This is a genomic window from Microbacterium sp. BK668 (genome assembly GCF_004362195.1).
In the GTDB taxonomy this organism is placed as follows: Bacteria; Actinomycetota; Actinomycetes; order Actinomycetales; family Microbacteriaceae; genus Microbacterium.
The window spans coordinates 1,022,668-1,048,240 of the sequence record NZ_SNWG01000001.1 but is presented as its reverse complement, the minus strand read 5'-3'; the positions used below and the strand labels follow the sequence as shown (position 1 = coordinate 1,048,240).

Genomic DNA, 25,573 nt, shown 5'->3' with positions numbered 1-25,573 from the left:
ACCGGATCACGGTCGGATCGGCGTCGTCAGCGCCGATCCCGCGGTGTCCCACTCACGACGAAGGGGAGTGGGTGCCGCGGCCGCGACATCCACTCCCCTTCCTGATCGTGCCTACTTGACGGTGATCCTCGTCTGCTCCATCGGGATCGCGCGGAGCGCGTCCGAGCGCAGGGAGACCCACGTCGACCAGGTGCCCTTCAGCAGACCCTTCAGGGTGTAGTCGAAGCTCACCGTGCCACCGGCCTGCGGCGGCGAGGTCGTGACGACATAGGTCTCACCCGCCGACGGCAGCTCGGCCAGCTGGACGCCGCTCGTGCCGTCGCGGTTCTCGGCGCCCGTCGCCGCCTCCACGGCGGGGTCGCCCTGCGCGTCGGCGCCGTAGGTGTACCAGATGTCCTCCGGACCGTCGAGCTGGATCCAGACCTGCGCGGTGTTGCGAACGGCTCCGCTGCTGAACGTCGGCACCTCGTTCCAGTCGACGACCAGCCACCGGTTCACGCCGTCGCCGAGGATGCCGACGCGGATGGCTCCGCCCGCCTCGGGATTGAGGTCGGTCCAGATCGGTGCGAGGACGTTGTTCGGCGCGGCCGGGTTGGGGAACCCGTTCGGCTCGTACCAGACGTCGGCCGAGGTGCCCCCGCCCACGACGACGTAGCCGTTGCCAACGACGCCGATGCGGTTGTAGGTCTCGGCGCCGTAGCTGAACGACGGGACGTTGAAGTTGACGATCCCCTCATCGCCGACCGCCGTCGGCGCGATGCCGAACTGGGCGAGCCCGAGGTAGCCGCCCGACGCCGTCGTGTCGGGGTCGACCGACTCGATCGCCTCCACCGTCGGCGGCAGCGCGGGGTCGAGGGTGCCCGTCCACGACGCCGAGAGCGCCTTCTTCTTCGCGGGAGCCGTCACCGACTGCAGGTGCAGGAGCGGGTTGGGCACGGCGTCGATGGTCGCCGTGACCGGGACGGGCATGTAGTTCGCGGCCGTGACCGTGCAGGTCGTGGTCTTCCCGCGCTGGATGGTGGTCGGGTCGCAGGTCTGCGACAGCGAGACCTCGGCCTCTCCCACGTTGGCCGCCACCGGCAGGACGACCTTGTTGCCCTTGGAGGGGGTGATCGTGATCTGCCCCTCGTGCCAGCCGTCCTCCGCGTTCAGCCCATCGAGGATCACGGTGAGATCCTTCGACTTCCCGGCCGGCACCGTGAAGGTCGAGGGCGACACGGTGATCCGCAGGCCGCCCGCTCCCGTGGCCTTCACCGAGAACGTCTGCGACGAGCCGCTGACGTTGGTGAGGGTGCGCTTGGTCGACACCGCACCGGGGAGCGGGTCGAGGTAGATGCTCGGGATGTTGAGGTCGATGCGGTGCAGCGGATCGGAGGCGCTCGCGGCGAAGTCCGCCGCGCTGTCGCTGATCGTCAGCACCGGCGCGATCGCCCGGTCGGCGCGGATCGAGCCCGCGCCGCGGTCGAAGACGCCCGCGGCGCTGCCGTTGACGGTGACGACGTCCTGGACGGACGACGTCATGAGCGCCGACTTCACCTGACCCGGGGTCCAGCCGGGGTGCGCTGCCATCAGCAGGGCCGACACGCCCGCGGCGTGCGGCGACGACATCGACGTGCCGGCGATCGCCTGGTACAGCTCGCCCGCCGGTCCGCTGGCGAGGTCGATCGGGGTGGGGGTGTTGCCCGCGATGACCTGCACGCCGGGCGCCGTGACGTCGGGCTTGAGGAAGTCGCCGATCGGACCGCGCGAGCTGAACTCGGCCATCACGTCGCCCGTGTCCTTCGTCGCCTGCCCCTCGGCCCACGTCGCGGTCACATCCGGGTGCGACTGGATGAACGCCACGACCGCGTCATCCGGCCCCGCGAGGTGGATGGTCGGGAGGAAGTGGTTGTCGGTCTCGACGTCGGCGGGGTCGGGGTTGACGAGAATCATCCCCGCCGCGCCGCCCTGGGCCGCGTTGTAGCCCTTCTCGACCCGGCCGTTCGTCCCGCGGATGCAGAGCACGACCTGTCCCGTCAGCGAGCCCGCCGCAAACGGGGCCTGGCACAGGGCGCCGCCGGTGTATCCGGGGACGTCGGATGCCAGCACGACCGGCAGGTCCGACACGCCGTCGGTGATGGTGACGCCGGGCTCGACGAGCGTCTGCCCGTCGCTCGAGGCGAGGACGAGCGCGGAGGTGAAGGAGCGATCCGAGGTGGATGCCGCGACCGTCGTCGTCCACGGGCTGCCGTGGTTGGCGGTCGAGGCGCCGGGTCCGTCGTTGCCCGCCGACGCGTTCACCGAGATGCCAGCCGCGTAGGCGTCGAGGAAGGCGAGCTCCTGCGCGTCGTACGGGTCGGCGCTGCCGCTGATCGAGTAGTTGAGCACGTCGACGCCGTCGAGCACCGCCTGGTCGACCGCCGCGACGAGGTCCTCGGTGTAGCCGCCGGCGGGACCGAGTGCGCGGTAGGCGATCACCGACGCGCCGGGGGCGACGCCGCTGATCGCGCCACGGTCGACGCCGAAGATCTCGGCCGATTCGACGAAGCTGCCCGCTGCCGTCGTCGCGGTGTGCGTGCCGTGCCCCTCGGCATCACGCGCCGAGCACAGGGCGGGGCTGCAGTAGGCGTCGGCACCCGCGGGCTCGGCGACGACGGCCTGGTACGTGTCGAGGAATGCATACGCGCCGATGAGCTTGTCGTTGCAGCCGAATGCCGCGCCGACGGAGCCGTCGCCGAACTCGCACGCCCAGGGTCCGCCCGCCGGCCGGTCGATGCCGTTGTCGGCGAGCATGGGGTGCTCGGGCCAGATGCCCGTGTCGATGACGCCGACGATGATGCCCTCACCGGCGAGATCGCGTCCGCCGAGCCTCGGCCACACGGCGTCGGCGCCGATGAACGTCGTCGCGTCCGCGTCCGTCGCGGGTGTGGTCGGCGGCAGGTCGACGTCGGCGAGCGCCTGCGCCCGCGCATCGGCCGGCTGCTCGGGCGTCGCGGTCTCCGCGGGGGCGCTCGGCGCGGTTTCCGGCGCCGTCGGCTCTGCGGTCCGCTCCGGTGCGGTCGGCTCGGGCGAGGTCTGCTCCGGTGCGCCCTGCTCTGCCGGGGCGCTCGGCACCGGGGTGGGCGCCGCCTCCGGCGCGGCCTCCGGGCCGGTGGTCTCCTCCGCCGTCTGGCGCAGCTCGTTGCTCTGGACGGCCGCGACGCTCGAGAGCTGCAGCAGGTCCTTCGCGCGATTGGCGGGGACCATCATACCGAATCCGCCATAGACGGTCGTGTGCGTGCCGAGCATGCGTGCGCCCGGGATGAGAGCGGATGCCTCGGCCTGCGCGGCGGCGATCTTCTCGTTCACGAACGCGGTGTATGCATCGATGGCGGCACTGCCATCGGCGATCGCGACCTTCGTGACCTCCGGGCTCGTCGCGGCATAGCCTTCGATCCCGCCGGTGTAGGACGAGACCGGGTCGACGTCGACCTTGACCATGACGGGCGTGATCGCGGCATCCGATCGCTCCAGCAACTCCGCATCGCTCTGCGCGAGGCGGCCGGTGGCCGACTTCGCGCCGACCTCGCCCGCGCCGTCGGGGCTGAGGGGGGTGGCGGTCAGCGGTGGGGCGGCATCCGGCTGCGCGAAGGCGGGCGCGGCGCCGCCGGCTGCGAGCAGGCCTGTCAGCGTCACCCCCACGACCACGAATCGAGACAGACGGGTGGGGGTATGGCTCATGACACTCCTTGTGGGATGGGCATGCGGAACGAGCGCACTTTCGCCCTGCTTGGGGCCGGCGAGAAATGAACGAGGTCCCACGGTGGAACTCGGTGGGACTCTGGGAAGGCTAACCGCAAGCTGGGAGTTTGACCAGGAATTCGTCGGGTCCGACACATGCCTGTTACGTGATCGACCTCGGTGGGACTCGGTCCGGCGCGACGTGAGCCTGGATTCCATGGGGGATCCGCGCCCGCATGATGGCGACGGCGTCCGGATTGTCGTCCACGAGCACCGCATCCCGGCCCAGCGCCGACGCGACGGCTCCGGTCGTCCCGCTTCCGGCGAAGAAGTCCAGGACGCGGTCGCCGGGGCGCGTCGACGCCTGGATGATTCGGCGGAGGATGCCCTCGGGCTTCTGCGTGGGGTAGCCGGTCTTCTCGCGGCCGGTCGTCGGGACGATCGTGTGCCACCACACGTCGGTGGGAAGCTTCCCCCGCGCGGCCTTCTCCGGCGTCACGAGGCCGGGAGCCATGTACGGCTCGCGGTCGACTGCTCCCGAGTCGAACCAGTACCGCTCGGGGTCCTTGACGTAGACGAGGATCGTGTCGTGCTTGGTGGGCCAGCGCCGCCGTGTCTTCGCCCCGTAGTCGTACGCCCAGATGATCTCGTTGAGGAACCGATCCCGCCCGAAGAGGGCGTCCAGCAGCACCTTGGCGTAGTGGGCCTCGCGGTAGTCGAGGTGCAGATACAGCGTTCCGTCGGAGGCGAGCACGCGCCAGGCTTCGGCGAGCCGCGGTTCGAGGAAGCCCCAGTAGTCGTCGAAGCGGTCGTCGTAGGCGCGCAGGTCTCCCCGCAGCCGCTCGTACTCGCGACCGTGGAACCCGCGGCGGACGACGGCCGCGGCATCCGTCGCCCCCTGATCCGTCGGACCGAGCGCCTTGCGGGTGTGGGCCGTCTCGACCGAGCGCTGCTGCACGCGGCCCGTGTTGAAAGGCGGATCGAGGTAGACCATGGTGAACGAGCCGTCGCCGAATCGGCGGACGATCTCGAGGTTGTCGCCCTCGTGGATCCACACGCGGCCGGGCGACGGAGGATCGATCACGGTACCCGGTGCAGCCACGCGTCGGTCGAGAACTTCGATTCGACGAGGGCTTCGGCCTCGGCGTATTCCTCTTCCGTGATATGTCCGGGCACCGCGCCGTAGAGGTTCGTGAAGGTGTCGATGAAGCGCTCGATCACGGCCTGACGCGACAGTCCCGTCTGGCGGCGAAGCGGGTCGACCCGCTTCGCGGCCGAGGCGGTGCCCTTGTCGCTGAGCTTCTCGCGACCGATGCGCAGCACCTCGGTCATCACCTGGCCGTCCATGTCATAGCTCAGAGTCGCGTGGTGCAGGACGCCGCCATTGGCGAGCCGCTTCTGCGCTGCGCCGCCGATCTTGCCCTGCGGGCCCGCGATGTCGTTGAGGGGCTGGTAGGTCGCCTCGATGCCGAGCGAGCGCAGCGCCTGCAGCACCCAGTCGTCGAGGAACGCGTACGAGTCGGCGAAGGTCATACCGGCGACGAGGGATGCCGGGACGTAGAGGGAGTACGTGACGATCGAGTTCGCCCCCATGAGCATCGCGCCGCCGCCGGAGATCCGCCGGACGACGTCGAAGCCGTGCCGCTCGGCGCCGTCGGGGTCGACCTCGTTGCGCAACGACTGGAACGATCCGATGACCACGGCGGACTCGTCCCACTCCCACATGCGGAGGGTCGGCCTGCGACGCCCGTCGCCGACACGCCCCGTGAGCACCTCGTCGAGGGCGAGATTCATGCGCGGCGAGACGGGCCGGTCGTGCACGACCTCCCATTCGAAGTCCCGCCATCCCGGCGCCGTGACGAGTGCCCGTCGCACCGCCGTGCCCACCGACTCGGGTGTGAAGCCGAGGAGCTGGGCTCCCTCGGGCAGCGCCGAGCGCACCGCGGCGGCGATGGTGGCGACATCCGCCTCGACGGGAAGTCCGTTCACGGCTGCGTCGATGCGCTGCAGCGCGTCGTCGGGCTCGAGGAAGAAGTCGCCGGCGAGATGGAAGTCGGCGATCCTCCCGTCGCGCGCCTCGAGGTCGACGACGACGAGCTTCCCGCCGGGCACCTTGTATTCGCCGTGCATGGCATCAGCCTAGAGCCGCCCGCTCGGGCGGCGTCCGGGCTCCCGCGCCGGCTTGCGCGACGCTGACCGCCCGAGCCCACACATCGCCGGCCGAGACCACCGATCCGCGCTGTGCGCATGGGAGGGTCGGCGCGCGGACGCGTGGGTTCGCCACTGCCGCGGTCGGATGCCGGGCCCGGCGGGCGCACAGCTCCCTCCGGTCGGCGCCTGCTAGCCTTGGGGGTGCGGCTTCTCGCCGCTGCGTCGACGTCTTGATTCCGGCCCTTCTGGCCCGACGTCCTTTCGATCGGCGATCCAGAGCGCTGCCCCATCGATCGCGGCCGCGCTGTCGCCCCCCTCTCGCTCAGGCTTCCGCCTGCGCGCCATCCTGAAAGCACACCCATGCCCTCCTTCCTCGACCTCGGCGTTCCCGAGGCCCTCTCCTCCGTCCTCGCCGCGACCGGCAAGACCGAGCCCTTCGCGATCCAGCGCGACACGCTTCCCGACTCGCTCGCGGGCCGCGACGTGCTCGGCCGGGGCCGCACGGGCTCCGGCAAGACGATCGCGTTCTCGCTGCCCCTCGTCGCGCGCCTGTCCGGAGCATCCGCCGCCCGCCGAACTCCCGGCCGCCCGCGCGGTCTCGTCCTGGCTCCCACGCGCGAGCTCGCGACGCAGATCGCCGCGACGATCAAGCCGCTCGCGGACGTCTCGGGGCTGACCGTCACCACGATCTTCGGCGGCGTCAGCCAGAAGCCTCAGGAGCAGGCGCTCCGCGCGGGCGTCGACATCGTCGTGGCCTGCCCCGGCCGCCTCGAAGACCTCATGAAGCAGAAGCTCGTCGACCTCTCGGCCGTCGAGATCACCGTGCTCGACGAGGCCGACCACATGGCCGATCTCGGCTTCCTGCCCGGTGTCACCCGCATCCTGACCGCGACCCCTCGGGGCGGGCAGCGGATGCTGTTCAGCGCGACGCTCGACCGCGGCGTCGACACGCTCGTCACGCGCTTCCTGCGCGACCAGGTCCTCCACGAGGTGGACGAGGAGTCGGTGCCGCAGGGCGTCATGACCCACCGCGTCTTCGTCGTGCCCGCCGAGGGCAAGACCGAGCTCGTCCGGCACCTCGCCTCGGGCCGCGGCCGCCGCATCCTCTTCACCCGCACGAAGCACCAGGCGAAGAAGCTCGCCAAGCAGCTCACGGCCTCCGGCATCCCCGCCGTCGATCTGCACGGCAACCTCGGGCAGGGCGCCCGCGAGCGCAACCTCGCCGCGTTCGGCGCCCCCGCCGACAAGGGCGGCGTGCGCGTGCTCGTCGCGACCGACGTCGCGGCCCGCGGCGTCCACGTCGACGAGGTCGAGCTGGTCGTCCACGTCGACCCGCCGGTCGAGCACAAGGCGTACCTGCACCGCTCGGGCCGCACGGCCCGCGCCGGCGCCGAGGGCGTCGTCGTCACCGTGGCGATCGACGCGCAGCGCGGCGAGGTCAAGGATCTCCTCCGGAAGGCGCAGGTTGCGGCCCCCCTCGAGCCCGTCACGGCCGAGCACTCCGCCGTCGCCGAGCTCGTCGGCGAGCCCGCCCCGCGCGTCGCCCCGTCGGCGGAACCCGCGCAGCGGACCTCCGGTTCCGGCGGCGGCAAGCGCTCCGGCGGACAGCGGTCGGGCGGGGCTCGGTCCGGCACGTCCACCGCCGGTTCCCAGGGGTCCGGCAACGGCGGATCGCGCCGCCGCGGCGGGCGCGGGGGCGCCGGCCAGGCGGCCGATCAGCCGGCGCGTCAGGGCGGCCGCCAGGGCGGCGCCGGCCGCTCGGCCGACGCCGTCTCGAAGCAGCAGGCGCCGAAGCACTCCGGCACGCAGGCCTCCGGCGGCGCGCGCTCGGGTCAGCCCGCGACCGGCCGGCCCGCCTCGTCCGCCCAGCGGTTCACGACCGGCAGCACTGTCGCCGACATCCGCCGCGGTTCGCGCACGCCCGGCCGCCGCGCGCGCGGCTGACCGACGTCGCGGCGCGGGCATCCGTGCCCGGCCGCGAAGCACGGCGGCGGAGATCCCACCGACGCGCCGGGTTCGTCGCGGCGCATCGGGCGGGGTCTCCGCCGCTGTGCTGGCTATGGGTCAGGCCGAGGTGCAGGCCCGCCCGTCGAGCCAGAAGATCCACGGCTGATCGGCCGCGCCCTTCGTGGTGAGCACGACGTCGGGGGCGTTTCCGCGCTTGGATCCGGACGAGGTGACCGAGACCTTGCGCCCGTCCTGCACCACCGTCGCGTGCGTCGCCTTCGTGACCGTCGCGTCGGTCGGCAGCACGAACGACAGCGTCCACGGGCCGGTGGCGGCGCCGTCGATGTGCAGCTTGACCAGCGACCCCTTGCCCGCGTTCGCGGCGTTCCACGAGACGTTGCAGTCCAGCGGGGCGAGCGGGGGCTGGGCGAACTGGATGAGCTCGCGCGCCTGCTCGACGAACCACTGCCCGGCGGCCGGATCCTCCATGCCGCGCTCAGGATCGAGCGGGCCCGCGGTGCCGCGGAAGCACTTGCCATCCGACTCGCCCGGCACCTTGATCCAGAGATAGGCGTCGATGAGCGGGTTCCCCGTCTCGGTGGTGGGAAGTGCCCCGAGGCCGCGGTCCGGCGGGTTGCACCACACCTCGGGGTCAGCGCCCGCGGGCGCGCCCGGGTAGGGTGCGACGGGCCCGGCCCAGGGTCCCTGGCCGTTGCGGCTGGTGTCGAGGACGAAGTGCGCCTGCGCGGCGGGGTCCCTCGTCACCCCCGTGTCCGCGTATGCCTGCGCGAAGGCGGCATCGGTCAGCGCCCACGTCGAGAAGTCGCCGGGGTTCGCCGGGTAGTACTGGCTGGCGCACCACTGCGGCTCCCACCAGGAGTTCACCGACAGATTGATGCAGTCCGAGATCCACGTTCCGTACTTGATCAGCCGCTCCGTCTCGACGTAGTTCGAGGCGTTGAGGAAGAAGCCGGTCGCGCGCTCCACGCCCGCCTTGATGAGCCGATCGCTGATGTCGCCGACACCGAGCCACCCGCTGTGCGTGCCGTCGAGATACACCGACGTCGCCGCGAGCGCGCCGAGGGCGTCGACCGCGTGGTTGAGCTGCTCGAAGCGCGCTGCGGCCGCGGTCGCGGGGTCCGCCTCGGCGGGCTTGCACCACTCCTCGTCGCCGTTGATGGTGGTGTACCACGGGATGATGCCGAGCCCGTCGGGCTCGAGGATGACCGTAGCCGGCCGGTCGCCGATGCCGGCGGCGAGCCCGTCGATCCACGCCGTGTAGGCCGCCGTGTCGAGGGCGCCGCCCGCGGAGTACTGCGCGCAGTCGCGGAACGGCAGGTTGTAGGCGACGAGCACGGGCATCTGACCGGCCGCCGCGGCCGCGTCGACGTACGCGCGTGCGGCGGCCTCGACCTCGGCCGGGGTGCCCTTCGTGAACCACTCCGCCGAGGGAATGCTGCCCAGCAGCTGAGCGTCGTCCCGCGCCTGGCCGGACAGCGACTGCGCCGCCTCGAGCGTCGTGCTGAAGGGGTTGACGAAGAGGTCGGAGCCGGCGAGCCCCGGCTCTGCGGCGGCCGCACCGGTCGCGCTGAGCGGGAGTGCGAGCGAGCAGGCGAACACCGCCGCCGCACCGAGCGCGAGCCGTCTCTTCCGGGGGGATGTCGAGGTCATGCGTGTCCTCCATTGCGTCGTCATCGACATGCCGACGTCCGCGTCGGCGTTGGTGTGCGACATCGTGGGAGCGCTCCCACATCACCGCTATGAGCCAGAATGTCCCGAACAGCGGGGGAAGGTCAACCATCCGCCGTGACGAGTTCGCTTTCCGGCTCAGTCCCGCGCCGGGAATCGCACTCCCAGCCACGCGATGACGTCGGCGCGGACGTCCGCCTGGTTCAGCTCGTTGAAGATCTCGTGCCGCGCGTCGGGGTACACGAGCGTCGTGATGTCGGTCAGTCCCGAGCGCGTGCGATACGCCTCCGCGAGCTTGTGCACGCTGCGCGGTCCTCCCACCCGGTCATCCCTCCCTACGAGAAGGAGCAGCGGGATGTCGTGGCCGAGGTTGCGGCGCGGCAGGCCGTAGATCTTCGCGACCTCGATGGGGCCGAAGAGCTTCAGCGGCGCCTCGCCCGTGGTGAGCGGGTCGGCGGCGAAGGCCACCCCCACCTCGGGATCGGCCGCGAGCCACTCGGTGCCCGTCGCGCTCTCGCCGGCCCACGGCTTGTTGTGGCCGCCGGTGCGGAGGTACCCCGGCATCCGCAGCGCCGAGCCTGACAGGATGAGACCGGCGTAACCCTCGGGATGCTGGTTGATGAGCTTCTGCGCGAGGAAGGATCCGCCGGAGTGGCCGAGGACCACGATCGGGAGGTCGGGGTGCTCCTGGCGGATGATCCCGGTCAGCTGCCAGATCCCGGCCAGCGTCGCGCCGAGGCCGCCCGGGCCCAGGTGGCCGAGCTTGTCGGCGGTGCCGTGCTGCTTCATGCCGGTGCGCCCGTGCCCGCGGAAGTCGGCGGCGTACACGGTGTAGTCGGCCGCGACGAGCGAATCGATCAGCGCCCGGTACCGACCGACGTGCTCGCCGACACCGTGCAGCAGCTGGATGACGGCGCGCGGCCGGGCCGCGGCGGGATGGACGTCGTAGACGATCGCGATGCCGTGTGCATCGGTGAACTCGGGCATGCGCACGAGTCTAGAGAGCGGACAGGATGCCGCGTCCCGCCGGCCGCGACCCGCCGGCCGCGTCCCGCCGGCCGCGTCGCGTCCGCGCCTGCCCGAGATCTGCCGCGACATGTCCGCGCTCGCCCACGAGCGCCGCTTTACTTAGCAAGGCTAATGAGCTATGCTAACGATCAGGATGAAGACGACTGCGACTGCTGGACACCATTCCCCAGACCTCGCGACCGAAGCATCCGAACTCCGCATCGCCACCTTCCGCCTCGCCCGGCGTCTGCGCGCACAGCGCGCGATCGACTCGATGAGCGACGGACAGTTCGCGGTGCTCGCGACGCTCAAGATGTACGGGCCCCACACGCTGGGCGAGCTCGCGGAACGCGAGCGCGTCTCCGCGCCCTCGATGAACCGCACGGTCAACTGCCTCGAAGAGTCGGGGTACCTCACGCGCACGCCCGACGAGACCGACCGGCGCAAGGTCAACATCGCCCTCACGGACGAGGGCCTGGACGTCGTGGATGAGACCGTGCGACGCCGCGATGCGTGGCTCGAGGGGGCACTGTCCGCCCTCTCCGACGACAAGCGCGAGACCCTGCGACAGGCCGCGGAGATCATGCGGGAGGTGGCAGCGCTGTGAGCGCCATGTTCCGCTCCTTCTCGATCTTCAACTACCGCGTGTGGTTCGTCGGAGCTCTCATCTCGAACGTCGGCCAATGGATGCAGGCCACGGCCCTCAGCTGGGTCGTGCTGACCGAGCTCACCGACAACGACGCGGGCGCGATGGGCATCACGATGGCGCTGCAGTTCGCTCCACCGCTCCTCCTCGTCGGCGTCACCGGCTGGGTCGCCGACCGCTTCGAGAGGCGCAAGCTGCTCGCGGTCACGCAGACCCTCCTCCTCGTCCTCGGCGTCGCGATCGGTGTGCTGATCCTCGCGGGCGCGATGACCCTCCTCCTCATGTACGCCTTCGCCTTCGCGCTCGGCATGGTCGCGGCCTTCGACAACCCGGCCCGCCAGGCGTTCGTCTCCGACGTCGTGTCGCGCGACAACGCCTCGAACGCCGTGGCGCTGAACGCGGCATCCTTCAACGGAGCACGGATGATCGGGCCCGCCGTCGCGGGCGTGGTCATCGTCGCCGTCGGGACGGGGTGGGTGTTCCTCGTCAACGGCGCCACATTCCTCGCGATGCTCGTCGCGCTCGCGCTCATCCGCCCCGGCGAGCTCGTGCCGCGCGCCAAGACGGGGGGCGCCGGACGCCTGGCGGACGGCTTCCGCTACGTCGGCAAGCGCCCGGATCTCATGGTCGCCTTCGCGATGGTCTTCCTCCTGGGCGCGTTCGGCATGAACTTCCCGATCTTCGCGTCGACGATGGCCATCGAGTTCGGCCAGGAAGCCGACGGCTACGGTCTCCTGAGTTCGATCCTCGCCATCGGGTCGCTCACGGGCGCCCTCCTCGCCGCCCGGCGCGACCGCGCGCGCATCCGCGTCGTGATCGGCGGGACCGCCCTTTTCGCCGTCGCCGCCGCCGTCTCGGCCTTCATGCCGACGTACTGGCTGTACGCCTTGACGCTCATGGTGACGGGATTCGCGGTCGTCACGATGCTCACGACGGCGAACGGCTACGTGCAGACGACCACCGACCCGGCGCTGCGCGGGCGCGTGCTCGCGCTCTACATGGCGATCCTGATGGGGGGCACCCCCATCGGTGCGCCGATCGTCGGCTGGGTCGCCGCAGAGTACGGACCCCGGATGGCGATCCTCCTCGGTGCCCTGGCCGCCGTCGCGGCGTTCTCGATCGGAGCGGTGTGGATGCTGGTCTCCGGCCGTGTGCACCGGCAGGCGTCCCATCGATTCCGGCTCACGATCGACGAGACCATGCCGCTGCGCGTCGTCGGTCCCGCCCGGGCGGAGTTCAGCGACGAGGTCGCCGGCACGACCCCCATCCGCCTCCCGCGCGAGCGAGGCGGCGACCCGGTCGCTCCCGCGAAGCCGCGCCGGGCCTGACCGCCGCCCGGCGACCCGCCACCCGCCCGGCCTGACCGCCGCCGCACCTCCGGCCCGACCGCCGGCGCAACGAGCGCCACAGTTTCCTGCGAGCGCTACGCCGAGCGGTGTGGCCCTCGCAGCGAAGTGTGGCTCTCGCACGGACGTTCCCCGGCGCCCGGCGCGAGCGCCGCGACGCGCGCCACCCTTGTCAATCCCTGTCCGCCGGCGCTCGCGCGGCCTACGGTCGAGCCATGACCGACGACCGTGCGAACAACGACCCCATCGAAGACGAGCCCTCCGGCACCGACCAGCTGTCGGCGGACCTGCCGGGCGGCGAGCAGCTGACGGATGACACCGACGCTCCCACGGGCGGCGACGAGACCACCGAGGATCAGCTCGACGCCGACAACCCCGCCGAGGAGGAGATGCTCAAGGCGCTCGACCCCGAGGCCCCCTCGGCGTGACCGCAAGACGAGACGCTCGAACGGCAGTCGAATCCGTCGGGTCGGAAAGAATTCTCGACTGACTGGTAGCCGAACCCGTAAATCGCTAGATAAGCTAGCGACATGTCGGATGCATCGAGTCGTCGCCGCTGGGCGGGCCTCGTCTTCATCAGCGTCGCCGTCGCGCTGATCATCGTCGACTCGACGATCGTCAACGTCGCGATCCCCTCGATCGTCGACGACCTGGGGCTCACCTCCACCGAGGTTCTGTGGGTCCAGGAGGCGTACACGTTCGTGTTCGCCTCGCTGCTGCTCGTCTTCGGGAGCATCGCCGACAGGGTCGGACGACGACGGATGATGCTGATCGGCGTCGTCGTCTTCACGCTCGCGTCGATCGGAGCCGCCGCGGCGCCCACGGGTGAGGCGCTGATCCTCGCGCGCTTCGTCCAGGGCATCGGCGGCGCCATGATCCTCCCGACCTCGCTGTCGCTCCTGAACGCCACGTTCCGCGGCCGGGAGCGCGGCATCGCCTTCGCGGTCTGGGGATCCACCATCGGAGGGATGGTGGCCGTCGGACCGCTTCTCGGCGGCTGGCTCACCACAGCGTTCTCGTGGAACTGGGCGTTCCTCATCAACGTGCCGCTCGGCATCCTGATCGTCGTCGGCCTCCTCTTGACGGTCGACGAATCCCGCGGCGACGTCGAGGGGATCGACGTCGTCGGCGGCGTGCTCTCGATCATCACGATCGCCGCGCTCGTCTTCGCCCTCATCGAGGGCCGCACGTACGGCTGGTGGCTCACCGACAAGAAGCTCACGATCGGCGACTGGGAGTGGCCCTTCACACTGTCACCCGTTCCCATCGCGTTCGCCGTCGCCGCCGTCGGGACCGTGGTGTTCATCTGGTGGGGGCTGCGCCGGCGCCGGCTCGGCAGACCTGCGCTCGTGGCATTCAGGCTCTTCCGCATCCCGTCGTTCCGCAACGGCAACATCACCGCGATGATCGTCTCGCTGGGCGAGTTCGGCATCATCCTCGCCCTGCCCCTGTGGCTGCAGTTCGTGCTCGGGTTCGATGCGCTCCAGACCGGCTTCATCCTGCTCTCCCTCGCGATCGGCTCGTTCGTCGCGAGCGGCTTCGCGGGCGCGTTCAGCGGTCGCGTCTCGGCGGTCTGGATCGTCCGGGTCGGCATCCTGGCCGAGATCGTCGGCGTGGCGGCGATCGGCTTCGTCATCGCCCCGGATGCCTCGTGGGTGCCGCTCGTGCCCGCGCTCTTCGTCTACGGGTTCGGCGTGGGACTTGCGACGGCCCAGCTCACCGGCGTGGTGCTCGTCGACGTGCCGGTCGCCGAGAGCGGCCAGGCTTCGGGGACCCAGTCGACCGCCCGCCAGCTGGGCGCCGCGCTCGGCATCGCAATCCTCGGCACGATCCTGTTCTCGACGACGTCCGGCGTCCTCACGGCGAAGCTCGACGACCGAGGCATCCCCGGAGAGCAGCGGGACCAGGTCGTCTCCGCCGTCGTCGACAGCGCGGGCGGCGCGATCGCGGGTCTCGAGCAGTCCCCGCAGACCGCGCAGCTCGCCGACGACGCGAAGGCCGCGCTCTCCGAGGGGACGCGCTACGCCGCCTTCGCGGCGGCGGGCTTCCTCGTCGTCGGCCTCGCCGCGACCCTGTCGCTCGGCCGGGGGCGCCGGCCGGAGGCCGGCGACGACGAGCCGGCCGGTCGCCGCGAACGAGGGTCGGAGAATCGCGCGGATGTCGGAGCATCCGTCGCAGATCCTCCGACGTGAGCGCGATCCTCCGACGTCCGCGAGCGAACCGCCGGGTGCGGAGGCCTCAGGACTCGCGAGTGATGCTCACCTTGACGTGCAGGTGGCTCTTGAAGGGTCCCGCGTACACACCGCGCAGCGGCGGCACGTCGTTGTAGTCCCGGCCACGGCCGACGAGGACATGACGGTCGCCGATCTCGATGTTGTTCGTCGGGTCGAAGCCCTGCCAGTCCCCCGCGAACCACTCGACCCAGGCGTGCGACTCGCCGGTGACGGCCTGGCCGACCTCCGCGTTGGGCTTCGGGTGGAGGTAGCCCGACACGTAGCGGGCGGGGATGCCGACCTCGCGCAGGGCGCCGAGCGTGATGTGCGCCATGTCCTGGCAGACGCCCTTGCGGGCGTCCCAGGCCTCTGCGGCCGTCGAGTGGACGCCCGTGATGCCGTGCATGTACTCCACGGCGTCGCCGATCGCCTCCGCGATCGCGTGCGCGGCGCGGCCGGGGTGGTCGTGCCGGCTCGCGATCGACCGGGCGATGTCTGCCACCTCGGGATGCGGCTTCGTCCGGATGCTCTGGCCAAGCTGCTCGACGGTCTCGATCGCACGCCCGACCTCCCGGGCGAGCCGGTCCCATGTGACGTCCACGTGCTCGATGGGGCGCGGGCGCACCTCGACGAGCGAGCGCGCCGTGATCTTGAGCTCGGAGTGCGGCGAGAGCACATCGAAGGCCGCGACCCTGGTGCCGAAGTAGTCGAGGTACTGGTTGACCGACGTCGACGGATCGATCTCGAGGGCGGAACTCAGCACGAACTGACTGTCGGTGGAGCTCGGCAGCATCCGCGCCTCGTTGTACGAGGCCGAGACGTCGCCCTGGTACGAGAAGCCCGTCGCGTGCTCGATGCGCAGGCGCCTCACGACAGCTCTCCGATCCAGCTGGGCTCCGCCTGCGTCGGGAAGAACCTCGAGCGGATGGCCTCGGATGCCTCGCGCGTGACCTTCTGCACGCGGTCCATGTGGCGCGGCAGCTCGCCGAGGATCTCGCTGATGGGTCGATACTCCAGGTCGTTGCGGATGCGGCCGAGCGCCCGCAGCACCGTGTTGGAGTGCCCCACACGGTCGGCCCGCGGGTCGATGGCGCTCATGCAGTCCTCGGCACGTGAGATCGAGTAGATGATCGACCGCGGGAACAGGCGGTCCAGCAGCAGGAACTCCGCGGCGTTCTTCGCGCTCGGCATGCCGCGATAGGTGCGCAGGTACGCCTCGTAGGCGCCGCACGACCGCAGGATCGTCGTCCAGGAGGGACCGGATGCCTCGGTCAGCGACCGCGTCGCGAGCAGGCGCGCCGTCATGTCGGCCCGCTCGATGCTCCGGCCGAGGGTGAAGAACTGCCACGCCTCGTCGCGGCTCGTGGAGGAGTCGACGATGCCGACCGCGAGCGCGGCCCGCTCGCGGACCCATTGGAAGAACTCGTGCACCTTCTCCGTCTGGAGGCGCCGAGGCATCCTCGAGTTCGTGGTGTTGAGGCATTCCCAGAGCTCGGTGCTGACGATCTCGCGGGCCCGACGGGCGTTCTCGCGGGCCGCGGTGAGGGAGTACGCGATGCTCGACGGGTTCATCCGGTCGACGGCGAGCCGCGCGAGCACGTCCTCGCGGGTCACCCTGTCGATGTCGGCGGCCGGGAAGGAGCCCATGACGGCCAGGAGCGACCGGCACGCCGTGTCCTCGTCGATCCACGGGTCCTCGAGGAGCAGCTGCAGGTGCACGTCGAGGATGCGCGCGGTGCCGTCGCTGCGCTCGATGTACCGGCCGATCCAGAAGAGGCTCTCGGCGATCCGGCTCAGCACGGCGTCTCCTCGGAGGGCCGGCGCGTTTGGTCTCGCTTCGCTCGCTCGACGACCGGGGACTGACCGGTCCCCGAGCCCCCACCGGCCCGTGGGCGTGGCGCAGGGTCGAACAGGGAGGCTCCGATGATGTGGGACTGGGACATCGTGCCCACGGTCTGGGACTGGACGCCCAGGCCCTGCTGCTGTTGCTGCTGCTGCGCCTGCTGCTCGACGCGCGACCGGGGTCGGTCCTGCGGCGAATGGGTCACGGCCGGCTGCCCGTCGTAGATGATCGGGATCGCCGCCGTGATGGTCGCCGCCTGGTCGGCCACGAGCCCCGGCAGGCCCTGACCCTGTCCGTATTCGACGTGTCCGGGGGCGGAGCCGCCCACGATCCACGTGTCCTTCGACCCACCGCCCTGGGAGGAGTTCACGACGAGCTGGCCCTCGGGAAGGGCGACGCGCGTGAGACCGCCGGGGAGCACCCAGACGTCATCGCCGTCGTTGACGGCGAAGGGCCGGAGATCGGCGTGGCGCGGCCGCATCCCGTCCTCCACGAGCGTCGGGATGGTCGAGAGCATGACGACGGGCTGCGCGATCCACCCGCGCGGGTCGGCGAGCAGCCGCTTGCGCAGCTTCGCCAGCTCCGCGGGTGAGGCATCCGGGCCCACGACCAGACCCTTGCCGCCCGATCCGTCCACCGGCTTCACGACGAGCTCGTCCAGCCGGTCGAGCACCTCTTCGAGGGCGTTCGGATCCTCGAGGCGCCAGGTGTCGACGTTCTTGAGGATCGGCTCCTCCGCCAGGTAGTAGCGGATGAGGTCGGGGACGTACGTGTAGAGCAGCTTGTCGTCGGCGACGCCGTTGCCCACGGCGTTGGCGATCGTGACGTTGCCGAGGCGCGCGGCGAGCATGAGCCCCGGCGCCCCGAGCATGGAGTCGGCGCGGAACTGCAGCGGGTCGAGGAAGTCGTCGTCGACCCGGCGGTAGATGACGTCGACGCGCTTGGGTCCCCGCGTCGTGCGCATGAACACCTTGCCGCCGACGCACAGCAGATCGCGCCCCTCGACGAGCTCGACGCCCATCAGCCGCGCAAGCAGCGTGTGCTCGAAGTAGGCCGAGTTGTAGACCCCCGGCGTCAGCACGACGACGTTCGGATCGTCGATGCCCGCGGGGGCCGACGCGCGCAGGGCAGCGAGGAGCTTGTTCGGATAGTCGCCCACCGGCCGGACGCGCATCGAGACGAAGAGCTCGGGAAGGGTCTGGGCCATGACGCGGCGGTTCGAGATGACGTAGCTGACGCCCGAGGGAACGCGCACGTTGTCCTCGAGCACGCGCATCTCGCCGTGCTCGTCGCGGATGAGGTCGATCCCCGATACCTGGATGCGCACGCCGTTGGCCGAGTGGATGCCGGCAGCCTGGCGGTAGAAGTACTGGGACGAGGCGATGAGCGCGGCCGGCAGCACGCCGTCGCGCACGCAGTGCTGGTGCCCATAGGCGTCGTCGAGGAAGGCCTCGAGCGCGTGGACGCGCTGCTTCACCCCCGCCTCGATGCGCGACCACTCGTCGTACTCGATGATGCGCGGCACGGCGTCGAGCGGGAACGGGCGCTCCTCTCCGGCGAAGTCGAACGTGACGCCCTGGGCGAGGTAGGAGCTGGCGAGCGAATCGGTGCGTCCGCGCAGCTCATCCTGCGTCATCTGCGCGAGCGCCTGGTAGAGCTCGCGGTAGGCGTCGCGCGACTCGGCAGGGGCGCCCGGATGGGCGGGAGAGCCGAACATCTCGTCGAACGCAGGCGTGCCTGATGCGGTCTTGCGCGGCGCCAGAGTGGAGCCGTAGCCGTCGAACAGATCGCCCATGGCACGAGCCTAGTCCGGGGCGTGTTGCCGCTGTGTTTCCGTGCGCTCCGCCCCGCCCGGGCCCTGCCGATCGGACGTATGCTCGCGCTATGACCCGTGCGGCGGTCGCACCTCCCGACGTCGCGCCGCGGCCCTCGCTCCTCACGGGCGCGGCCGCGGGCGTGGCAGCCGTCGTGCTGGGGGCCGGTGTCGGCGAGTTCGTCGCGGCGATCGTGGCGTCGCCTTCGAGTCCCTTCTCCGTCGTGGGCGGAGTGCTCATCGATCTCGCGCCGTCGTGGGCGAAGGATGCCGCGATCTCGCTGTTCGGGACCGGCGACAAGGTCGCCCTGCTCGTCGGGATCGCGATCGTGCTGCTCGTCGCCGCCGCCGGAGTCGGCGTCCTCGAGGCGCGGCGGCCCTGGTGGGGAGTCACGATCTGCGCGGGCCTCGGCACGGTCGTGGCGGGGCTCGCCATGACGCGGACGGAAGCGACGGAGATGTCGTGGCTCCCCCCGCTGATCGCGGGCCTCGCCGCCGCCGTGGTCCTGCGGGTGCTGACGCGACTGGCGTGGCGGGCGACGGACGCGGAGGCCGCGGCCGCGGCCGCGGAGGCAGCATCGCCGGCGGTGCTCGCCATGCCCGACGAGGACCATCCGGACGACGACGCGGTCGGGACCGGCGAGGACGTGCGCGGCCCGGCGGATGCTTCTCGGCGGCGGTTCCTCGTCTGGGCGGGCTCGGCCGCCGCCGCCGGGATCCTCACGGCCGCACTCGGATCCGCTCTGCGCGCCGGGGTGCGGACGGTGGAGGCGGTGCGCAGCACTCTTCGCCTGCCGAGGCCCGCCATGCCCGCTCCGGCCGTGCCGGCGGGAGCCCAGGTCGACGTGGTGGGCGCGGTGCCCGTCGTGACGCCCAACCGGAGCTTCTACCGGATAGACACCGCCCTCATCGTGCCGCAGGTCGACCCGGCGACCTGGAGCCTGCGCATCTTCGGCATGGTCGAGGAGGAGGTGGTGATCGACTGGGACGAACTCCTCAGCCTGCCGCTGGAGGAGAGCTGGACGACGCTCGTGTGCGTCTCGAACCCGGTCGGCGGGAACCTCATCGGCAACGCGAAGTGGCTGGGTCACCCCATCCGCGATCTGCTCGCCCGCGCGCGGCCGACGGCGGACGCCGACATGGTGCTGTCACGGTCGATCGACGGCTTCACGGCCTCCACTCCCCTCGAAGTGCTTCAGGAGGAGGATCGCAACGCCATCCTCGCCGTCGGGATGAACGACGAGCCGCTGCCGGCCGAGCACGGCTTCCCCGTGCGCATGGTCGTGCCCGGGCTGTACGGCTACGTCTCGGCGACCAAGTGGGTGACCGAGCTCGAGGTCACCCGGTTCGATCGGGCCCGTGCGTACTGGACGGACCGCGGCTGGTCGGCGAAGGGTCCCGTCAAGCTCCAGTCGCGCATCGACGTGCCCCGGCGGAACCAGGGTCTGAGCCCCGGCGACACCGTGATCGCCGGCGTCGCGTGGCAGCAGCACGTCGGGGTGTCGAAGGTCGAGGTGCAGATCGACGACGGTCCGTGGCAGGAGGCGACCCTCGCCACGGCGATCTCGGACGACACGTGGGTGCAGTGGTCGCTCCCCTGGCGGGCCGCGCCCGGTCAGCATTCCATCCGCTGCCGCGCGACCAACGCCGTCGGCGAGACGCAGACCGAGAAGGATTCGTGGCCCGAGCCCGACGGCGCGACGGGCTGGCAGCAGCTGAACGTCAGCGTGGCCTGAGTCCCAGCATCCGTCCGTCCCCGAAAACAGGCGACTCGCCGAGGACAGGCGGAGGTGTCGGCGATCTTCCTGTCTCCGCCGGATCGCCTGTTTCCGACCGCTCGGGGCCGGGCGCCGTCAGGGCTCGAGGACGACCTTCAGCTGCTCGACCGCCCAGTCGAGCTCGGTCGCGCGGATGACCAGAGGCGGCGCGATGCGGATCGTCTGCCCGTGCGTGTCCTTGACCAGCACACCGCGGGCGAGCAGACGCTCGGCGACGTCGCGGCCCGTGCCCCGGGCCGGATCGATGTCGATCCCGGCCCAGAGTCCCGCGATGCGAACCGCCGTCACGCCGTTGCCGACGAGCTCGGCCAGCTTCGCCTCGAGGTGCTCGCCGAGCGCGGCCGCCCGCGTCTGGAACTCCCCGGTCGCGAGCATCTCGACCACCCGCTTGCCCACGGCCGACGCGAGCGGGTTCCCGCCGAAGGTCGACCCGTGCTCACCCGGCTGGATGACGCCGAGCACCTCGTGGTCGGCGACGACCGCCGAGAGGGGGAGGATGCCTCCGCCCAGGGCCTTGCCGAGGAGGTAGACGTCGGGCACGACACCCTCCCGGTCGCACGCGAAGGTCTCCCCCACGCGGCCGAGGCCGGACTGGATCTCGTCCGCGATGAAGAGCACGTCGTGCCGCGTGCAGATCTCGCGCACGGCACGCAGATAGCCCTTCGGCGGGATGACGACGCCCGCCTCGCCCTGGATCGGCTCCACCAGGACGGCAGCCGTCTCGGGGGTGATCGCCGCCTCGATGGCCTCGGCATCCCCGAACGGCACCGACACGAACCCGGGCGTGAACGGACCGAAGTCGGCGCGCGCCTGCGGATCGTCGCTGAAGCCGACGATCGTCGTCGTGCGCCCGTGGAAGTTGCCGTTGGCCACGACGATCGTCGCCGAGAACGGCGCGACGCCCTTCACGCGGTACGCCCACGCACGGGCGACCTTGATGCCCGTCTCCACGGCCTCGGCGCCCGTGTTCATGGGCAGCACGACGTCCTTCTTGCACAGGTCGGCCAGCGCCGTCGCGAACTCCCCGAGCCGGTCGTTGTGATACGCGCGGCTCGTGAGCGTGAGGCGTCCGAGCTGCTCCTCTGCGGCGGCGACGAGAGCCGGATGCCGGTGGCCGAAGTTGAGGGCGGAATACGCCGAGAGCAGGTCGAGGTAGCGCTTGCCCTCGACATCCGTCACCCAGGATCCCTCTCCGCGCGAGATGACCACGGGGAGCGGGTGGTAGTTGTGCGCGACGTGCTGCTCCTCCGACCCGATGATGCGGATCGTGGAGGTGTCGAGCGTCGGGCTCTGCGAGGGGGTCATGACGTGGTCCTTCAGCGCCGCAGCTCGAGGGTGCAGCACTTGATGCCGCCACCGCCGAGCAGGAGTTCGGAGAGGTCGACGAGCACGGGGTTGTAGCCCCGCTCGCGCAGCTGCGCCTCGAAGCCCTTGGCGCGCGGCGAGATGATGACGTTGAGCCCGTCGCTGGCGGAGTTGAGTCCGAAGACGGCGCCGTCCTCATCGGACACGCGGATCGCGTCGGGGTAGCGCTCGGCGAGGATGGCCTGTCCCTCGGCGTCGAACGCGTGCTCGAGGTAGGCGATGTTGGCGCGCTCGACCCCGCCGGGGCCCTCGACCGGGTCGAGCACCGCGATGGCGGTGTCGAGGTGGTAGAAGCGGGGGTCGACCAGGTTCAGCGAGACGACCTCCTTGCCGAACACCTCGCCGATCTCCCGGTGGCTGTCACCCGTCGAGCGGAAGCCCGTGCCCGCGAGGATCGTGTCGCCGACGAGCAGGAAGTCGCCCTCGCCCTCGTTGACCTCGCGCGGCTCGATCACCTCGAAGCCGTTGTCGCGGAACCAGTCCATGAAGGCGGGGCCCTCCGGCACGCGCTCCTGGAAGCGGAACTTCGCACCGTAGGCGACGTTGTCGATGATGAAGCCGCCGTTGGCGGTGTAGACCATGTCTGGCAGGCCCTGGAGCGGGTCGATGAGCTGCACCTCGTGGCCGAGCGCGAGGTAGGTGTCGTACAGGGCCTGCCACTGCCGCACGGCGAGCGCCGTGTCGGTGGGGTTCGCCGGCTCCATCCACGGGTTGATCGTGTAGCTCACCGTGAAGTGCTCCGGCCGGCACATGAGGTAGCGGCGGTGCTGCTGGATGCGGGGAACCGAAGTGGTGGGAAGAGGCGCAGTGTGCTGCATGGACATTCGTGCTCCTTCGACGGGGCGGCGGACGCTGTCCAGAGGCCCGGCGGGGCTGAAGAAGCCATCAACACGGGCACGCCGCATCCATTGTCTCACGGCGCGTGCGAAACACCTGTGAAGGGGACGGATGCGATGACGGGGTCAGTCGGCTGTCACGACGACCTTGCCGAGCGTATGGCCGCCGTCGACGTGGGCGAGCGCCTCTCGCGCCGACGCGAGCGGGTAGGTCTGCTCGATCACCGGCCGGACCCCACCGGACACGACGAGCGAGAGCAGTTCGCGGAGCGTATCGGGGTTCGCTCTCGCCGCGAGCGAGCGGATCCGACGGCTCGACCCGAGCGAGAGCAGGGCGGCGCGCAGCATCCGTCCGACGGGACCGAGCACCCGACCGCCCTCGCCACCGACCAGCACGACGCGTCCTCCCGGCCGGAGGAGTCGCTGGAGATCCCGCAGCGGCGCACGGCCCGCGATGTCGATGACGGCGTCGAACGCGTCGAGGGGGAGGTCGCCGCTGCCCGGCTGCACGAGCGCGTAGTCGAAGACGCGGCTCGCGCCGAGGCTCGTGACGAGCTCGATCGAGCGGGCTCCGGTCAGGGCCCACACCTCGGCACCGCGCTGCGCGGCGAGCTGCACCGCGTAGGTGCCGACGCCGCCCGACGCCCCGAGGACGAGCACTCGGCCGCCTTCCGCCGTGCCCGCCAGGTCGAGCGCCTGCCACGCGGTTCCCGCGGCCATCGGGAGAGCCGCGGCATCCTTCGCGCTGATCGCGGGCGGACGGCGCACGAGGCGCGTCGCGGGCGCGGTCGCGTAGGGCGCGAGACCGCCCCCGGGGAGCTCGCCGACCACATCGTCTCCGACGGCGAGTCCGTCGACATCGGGGCCGAGCGCGACGACGGTTCCGGCGACGTCCATGCCCCGTACGGGCCGCCGGGGCCGGCGGACGCCGAAGAACGGGCGGATCAGCAGCGGCTCGCCTCGCATGAGGTGCGCGTCGGCAGCATTGAGCGCCGTCGCGGCGACGCGCAGCAGAACCTCCCCGGCAGCCGGCACGGGAACCTCGACGGTCTCGGCCGCCACCGCCTCGGGACCGCCGTAACGCGACTGCCGCCAGGCCGTCATGCTGGCGGGAAGGGCGGGGGTCGCGGCATCCGTCGGTCGGTTCATGGGGTCTCCTCGGGGTAGTGGAAGAGGTCGTCCAGGCCCGCGCCGAAGACGCGCGAGATCTGGAAGGCTAGCTCGAGCGTCGGCGAGTAGCGGCCCAGCTCGATCGCGATGAGGGTCTGGCGGGTGACACCCACCCGGCGAGCGAGCTCGGCCTGAGTCATGCCCGCCTGCTCGCGCCTCGCACGGATCGTGTTCGTGACGCGAGTCGGCTTGACCATCAGACGAGCCCGCGGCGGTAGGCGGTGACGCTGGCGATGCCGCCGACGATCGATGAGAGCGCGAAGCCGAAGAACATCGTGTTGGCGATCCAGAACCAGTCGGCCTCCACGGCGCAGAGGACGAGGACTCCCAGGCCTGCGATCACGAGGAACGCCTGTCCGATCCGGGAGCCGAAGCGGGAGATGTCGCGATCGCGCTGGTCCGACGTGCCGACCCCCTCGGGATCGCGCATCCCCGCGAGGATCCCCCACACGACGCTCACGACGATCGCGACGACGATTCCACCCAGGGTGGTCCAGAACATGAGCGGCGCCCAGTCCACATCGGCGAGCGGACCGCCATCCGCGGCGCGCAGAACGAGCACGATGTAGACCACGATGCCGACGACGCTCACGAGAAGGCTCGCCCAGACGTTGCGTTCCTCGTACACCACGGCGCTCTCCCGATGTCTAGAATCTTTGACATCGAGAGCGTACGTCGGCTGCGGCATCCGAGTCAAGAATCCTTGACATTCGGATGCCGCAGCACACCGGTCAGATGATCTCGTCGCTCCAGTGGTCGGGGTTGCCGAAGCGCTTGGGCTGTGAGCCATCCCCGGCCTCATGTTTCCGGGGGGTAGCAACTCCTGAACCGGCGAAACTCGCCCCGACTCACACCGCGGAGTACGCGACGCGCCAGCGCCACCCCAGCATCGTCGTAGTCCACCTCCCAGTGTCGCGCACCCACCTGCACGTGAATCCACTGGTCCGTGTTCACGCTGACCGACTTAGGCCCTGCGTCGCGGCGGACATTGAAAACTCGCAAGGCCCGTGGTGTCAACCCACCCGTGAACGTCCCCCGGGAAGCGCTCACGGACGTAGCTGGCGAGATCGACGATGCGACGATGATCGCCCAATCCTCAGTCATGAAGCCGTCGGGGGCCTCGCCGCTCATATCACGCCATCAAAAGGTGGGGCCCCGGTTGCCGAAGCGGTGCACCCGCAGCTCACGGCAATCAACGCCGTGCGGCGACCTCATGACGCTGGCCAATCAGCTCCGAAGAGAGGCTGGACGTCAGGTGGGTTTCGATAGCCCATCTCCCACGGGAGATTGTCGCGAGAGTCCGGCCACACCAACTGAAGCGCTTGGAAGTCGCCCAGGAGGGCGCGAGCGGCAGTCATCCCACTGCGATCCTCGACTCTCAGGAGCGCGACGGCTCCGGATTCCGTGAGCGCGCTAGTCAGATCACCCGCACGGAATGGCCCGGTCGATGCCTGCTCGTCGACGGCATTTCGGATGAACGCGTCAGCGACATCCGTCGGCAGCCCGGTTATCAGGAGCTCATCCCAGCCCCTTGCCGTTAGCCCGACGGTGTAGGAGAAGGGCGCGATCGTTCCCGCCGGGTCGCCGAGCACGTGCCTGATGGCCCATCCGTAGGTCTCAACCAGTTTCCCCAGGTCGGCGAGCGCTTGCTCGCCCGGCGTGTCCATCTTCCGAGACTACTGGCCGGGGAGCCGCCCCGGACCTAGCAGGTCACACGCAGGATCGCCTGCCCCGGAGAAGAGACTTCCACCCCATCGCGCTACCGAGCCGCGAACGCTTGCCGATCAGCCATTCCTCGGGATGAGTCGCTTCCACGAACGCGGCGTACCAGCTCTGCCAACTGTGGGACGACAACCCCGTCGCTATCGAGAGCCGTCTCAAGCTGAAGCACAGCGTGTGGGGAGAGACGAAGAACGTGGTCTTCGAGAAGGATCGCACGTGCACGCTCCATCGCGGTCCCGAGAACAAAGGCACTGAGGTCCTGCTCCTGCTTCGCCGCCGCTGCCTTGAGCAGTTCCAGCGCTTCAGGCGAGATTCGCATATTCAGGCGCGCCGACCGTCCTGATTCC

At 70.7% G+C, this 25,573-nt stretch carries 20 protein-coding genes; 6 read left to right on the top strand and 14 right to left on the bottom strand.

Annotated elements, in window-relative coordinates:
• Window positions 1–111: 111 nt before the first annotated feature.
• From EV279_RS04595 to EV279_RS04585, 3 genes are all read right to left on the bottom strand, one after another.
• Window positions 112–3,699 (bottom strand): S8 family serine peptidase, encoded by a 3,588-nt coding sequence (locus tag EV279_RS04595; RefSeq protein ID WP_133541719.1) that lies wholly within the window; start codon window positions 3,697–3,699, stop codon window positions 112–114.
• A 163-nt stretch (window positions 3,700–3,862) separates the two neighbouring features.
• Window positions 3,863–4,801 (bottom strand): site-specific DNA-methyltransferase, encoded by a 939-nt coding sequence (locus EV279_RS04590; RefSeq protein ID WP_208109466.1) that lies wholly within the window; start codon window positions 4,799–4,801, stop codon window positions 3,863–3,865.
• Window positions 4,780–5,829, bottom strand: coding sequence for a biotin/lipoate A/B protein ligase family protein (locus tag EV279_RS04585; protein WP_133541718.1), 1,050 nt, complete (start codon window positions 5,827–5,829; stop codon window positions 4,780–4,782). The genes EV279_RS04590 and EV279_RS04585 overlap by 22 nt, the downstream gene beginning before the upstream one ends.
• Before the next feature lie 381 nt (window positions 5,830–6,210).
• Here EV279_RS04585 and EV279_RS04580 point away from each other — a divergent pair, with 381 nt between their 5' ends.
• A complete protein-coding gene (locus EV279_RS04580; RefSeq protein WP_133541717.1) occupies window positions 6,211–7,794 on the top strand; it encodes a DEAD/DEAH box helicase in 1,584 nt (527 codons plus the stop codon).
• 120 nt (window positions 7,795–7,914) lie between these two features.
• Here the strand turns inward: EV279_RS04580 and EV279_RS04575 are convergent, their stop codons facing one another.
• Both EV279_RS04575 and EV279_RS04570 read right to left on the bottom strand, forming a co-directional pair.
• Window positions 7,915–9,468, bottom strand: a complete 1,554-nt coding sequence (locus EV279_RS04575; protein ID WP_133541716.1) for a glycoside hydrolase family 6 protein — start codon at window positions 9,466–9,468, stop codon at window positions 7,915–7,917.
• Window positions 9,469–9,624: 156 nt separating this feature from the next.
• Entirely contained in the window at window positions 9,625–10,473 is an 849-nt protein-coding gene (locus EV279_RS04570; protein WP_133541715.1) for an alpha/beta fold hydrolase, read from the bottom strand.
• A 175-nt stretch (window positions 10,474–10,648) separates the two neighbouring features.
• Between EV279_RS04570 and EV279_RS04565 the strand changes: the two genes are divergently transcribed.
• The 4 genes from EV279_RS04565 (at window position 10,649) to EV279_RS04550 (ending at window position 14,678) form a co-directional block, all read left to right on the top strand.
• A complete protein-coding gene (locus EV279_RS04565) occupies window positions 10,649–11,101 on the top strand; it encodes a MarR family transcriptional regulator (protein WP_243728439.1) in 453 nt (150 codons plus the stop codon).
• 5 nt (window positions 11,102–11,106) lie between these two features.
• The gene (locus EV279_RS04560; protein ID WP_133544604.1) at window positions 11,107–12,468 is read left to right on the top strand and encodes an MFS transporter; all 1,362 of its coding nucleotides are present in this window, start codon (window positions 11,107–11,109) and stop codon (window positions 12,466–12,468) included.
• 233 nt (window positions 12,469–12,701) lie between these two features.
• Window positions 12,702–12,914 carry a hypothetical protein gene (locus tag EV279_RS04555; protein ID WP_133541713.1) on the top strand — a complete coding sequence of 71 codons (213 nt, stop codon included), beginning with the start codon at window positions 12,702–12,704 and terminating at the stop codon, window positions 12,912–12,914.
• A gap of 102 nt (window positions 12,915–13,016) precedes the next feature.
• Window positions 13,017–14,678: an MFS transporter gene (locus tag EV279_RS04550; RefSeq protein WP_133541712.1), complete on the top strand. Its 1,662-nt coding sequence runs from the start codon at window positions 13,017–13,019 to the stop codon at window positions 14,676–14,678.
• A gap of 46 nt (window positions 14,679–14,724) precedes the next feature.
• On the opposite strand, the gene EV279_RS04545 is transcribed toward EV279_RS04550, so the two are convergent.
• Genes EV279_RS04545 through EV279_RS04535 form a run of 3 tightly spaced genes read right to left on the bottom strand, consistent with a single transcriptional unit; the run spans window position 14,725 to window position 18,337 of the window.
• Window positions 14,725–15,570 (bottom strand): transglutaminase family protein, encoded by an 846-nt coding sequence (locus EV279_RS04545; RefSeq protein ID WP_133541711.1) that lies wholly within the window; start codon window positions 15,568–15,570, stop codon window positions 14,725–14,727.
• Window positions 15,567–16,499, bottom strand: a complete 933-nt coding sequence (locus tag EV279_RS04540; protein WP_133541710.1) for an alpha-E domain-containing protein — start codon at window positions 16,497–16,499, stop codon at window positions 15,567–15,569. The genes EV279_RS04545 and EV279_RS04540 overlap by 4 nt, the downstream gene beginning before the upstream one ends.
• A complete protein-coding gene (locus EV279_RS04535; protein WP_243728438.1) occupies window positions 16,493–18,337 on the bottom strand; it encodes a circularly permuted type 2 ATP-grasp protein in 1,845 nt (614 codons plus the stop codon). Before EV279_RS04535 ends, EV279_RS04540 begins: the two co-directional genes overlap by 7 nt.
• Before the next feature lie 89 nt (window positions 18,338–18,426).
• Between EV279_RS04535 and EV279_RS04530 the strand changes: the two genes are divergently transcribed.
• Window positions 18,427–20,091, top strand: coding sequence for a molybdopterin-dependent oxidoreductase (locus tag EV279_RS04530; RefSeq protein ID WP_133541709.1), 1,665 nt, complete (start codon window positions 18,427–18,429; stop codon window positions 20,089–20,091).
• A 117-nt stretch (window positions 20,092–20,208) separates the two neighbouring features.
• Here EV279_RS04530 and rocD read toward each other — a convergent pair whose 3' ends face one another.
• From rocD to EV279_RS04500, 6 genes are all read right to left on the bottom strand, one after another.
• Window positions 20,209–21,438, bottom strand: coding sequence for an ornithine--oxo-acid transaminase (gene rocD / locus EV279_RS04525; RefSeq protein ID WP_133541708.1), 1,230 nt, complete (start codon window positions 21,436–21,438; stop codon window positions 20,209–20,211).
• 11 nt (window positions 21,439–21,449) lie between these two features.
• The gene (ddaH, locus tag EV279_RS04520) at window positions 21,450–22,322 is read right to left on the bottom strand and encodes a dimethylargininase (RefSeq protein ID WP_208109465.1); all 873 of its coding nucleotides are present in this window, start codon (window positions 22,320–22,322) and stop codon (window positions 21,450–21,452) included.
• Between the two features lie 138 nt (window positions 22,323–22,460).
• Window positions 22,461–23,483, bottom strand: a complete 1,023-nt coding sequence (locus EV279_RS04515) for an NAD(P)-dependent alcohol dehydrogenase (RefSeq protein WP_133541707.1) — start codon at window positions 23,481–23,483, stop codon at window positions 22,461–22,463.
• Window positions 23,480–23,701 (bottom strand): helix-turn-helix transcriptional regulator, encoded by a 222-nt coding sequence (locus EV279_RS04510; protein ID WP_133541706.1) that lies wholly within the window; start codon window positions 23,699–23,701, stop codon window positions 23,480–23,482. The genes EV279_RS04515 and EV279_RS04510 overlap by 4 nt, the downstream gene beginning before the upstream one ends.
• Window positions 23,701–24,192: a hypothetical protein gene (locus EV279_RS04505; protein ID WP_243728437.1), complete on the bottom strand. Its 492-nt coding sequence runs from the start codon at window positions 24,190–24,192 to the stop codon at window positions 23,701–23,703. Before EV279_RS04505 ends, EV279_RS04510 begins: the two co-directional genes overlap by 1 nt.
• A 523-nt stretch (window positions 24,193–24,715) precedes the next feature.
• Window positions 24,716–25,171, bottom strand: a complete 456-nt coding sequence (locus EV279_RS04500) for a DUF4262 domain-containing protein (RefSeq protein WP_133541705.1) — start codon at window positions 25,169–25,171, stop codon at window positions 24,716–24,718.
• Window positions 25,172–25,573 lie beyond the last annotated feature (402 nt).

Bases quoted from the DNA above. Each gene is read 5' to 3' on its own strand.
- EV279_RS04585 (WP_133541718.1), bottom strand. From the start codon at position 5,829: ATGCACGGCGAATACAAGGTGCCCGGCGGGAAGCTCGTCGTCGTCGAC.
- EV279_RS04580 (WP_133541717.1), top strand. From the start codon at position 6,211: ATGCCCTCCTTCCTCGACCTCGGCGTTCCCGAGGCCCTCTCCTCCGTC.
- rocD (WP_133541708.1), bottom strand. From the start codon at position 21,438: ATGACCCCCTCGCAGAGCCCGACGCTCGACACCTCCACGATCCGCATC.
- EV279_RS04595 (WP_133541719.1), bottom strand. From the start codon at position 3,699: ATGAGCCATACCCCCACCCGTCTGTCTCGATTCGTGGTCGTGGGGGTG.
- EV279_RS04565 (WP_243728439.1), top strand. From the start codon at position 10,649: ATGAAGACGACTGCGACTGCTGGACACCATTCCCCAGACCTCGCGACC.
- EV279_RS04535 (WP_243728438.1), bottom strand. From the start codon at position 18,337: ATGGGCGATCTGTTCGACGGCTACGGCTCCACTCTGGCGCCGCGCAAG.
- EV279_RS04510 (WP_133541706.1), bottom strand. From the start codon at position 23,701: ATGGTCAAGCCGACTCGCGTCACGAACACGATCCGTGCGAGGCGCGAG.
- EV279_RS04550 (WP_133541712.1), top strand. From the start codon at position 13,017: ATGTCGGATGCATCGAGTCGTCGCCGCTGGGCGGGCCTCGTCTTCATC.
- EV279_RS04500 (WP_133541705.1), bottom strand. From the start codon at position 25,171: ATGGACACGCCGGGCGAGCAAGCGCTCGCCGACCTGGGGAAACTGGTT.
- EV279_RS04570 (WP_133541715.1), bottom strand. From the start codon at position 10,473: ATGCCCGAGTTCACCGATGCACACGGCATCGCGATCGTCTACGACGTC.
- EV279_RS04530 (WP_133541709.1), top strand. From the start codon at position 18,427: ATGACCCGTGCGGCGGTCGCACCTCCCGACGTCGCGCCGCGGCCCTCG.
- EV279_RS04505 (WP_243728437.1), bottom strand. From the start codon at position 24,192: ATGCCGCAGCCGACGTACGCTCTCGATGTCAAAGATTCTAGACATCGG.
- EV279_RS04515 (WP_133541707.1), bottom strand. From the start codon at position 23,483: ATGAACCGACCGACGGATGCCGCGACCCCCGCCCTTCCCGCCAGCATG.
- EV279_RS04560 (WP_133544604.1), top strand. From the start codon at position 11,107: ATGTTCCGCTCCTTCTCGATCTTCAACTACCGCGTGTGGTTCGTCGGA.
- EV279_RS04555 (WP_133541713.1), top strand. From the start codon at position 12,702: ATGACCGACGACCGTGCGAACAACGACCCCATCGAAGACGAGCCCTCC.
- EV279_RS04575 (WP_133541716.1), bottom strand. From the start codon at position 9,468: ATGACCTCGACATCCCCCCGGAAGAGACGGCTCGCGCTCGGTGCGGCG.
- ddaH (WP_208109465.1), bottom strand. From the start codon at position 22,322: ATGTCCATGCAGCACACTGCGCCTCTTCCCACCACTTCGGTTCCCCGC.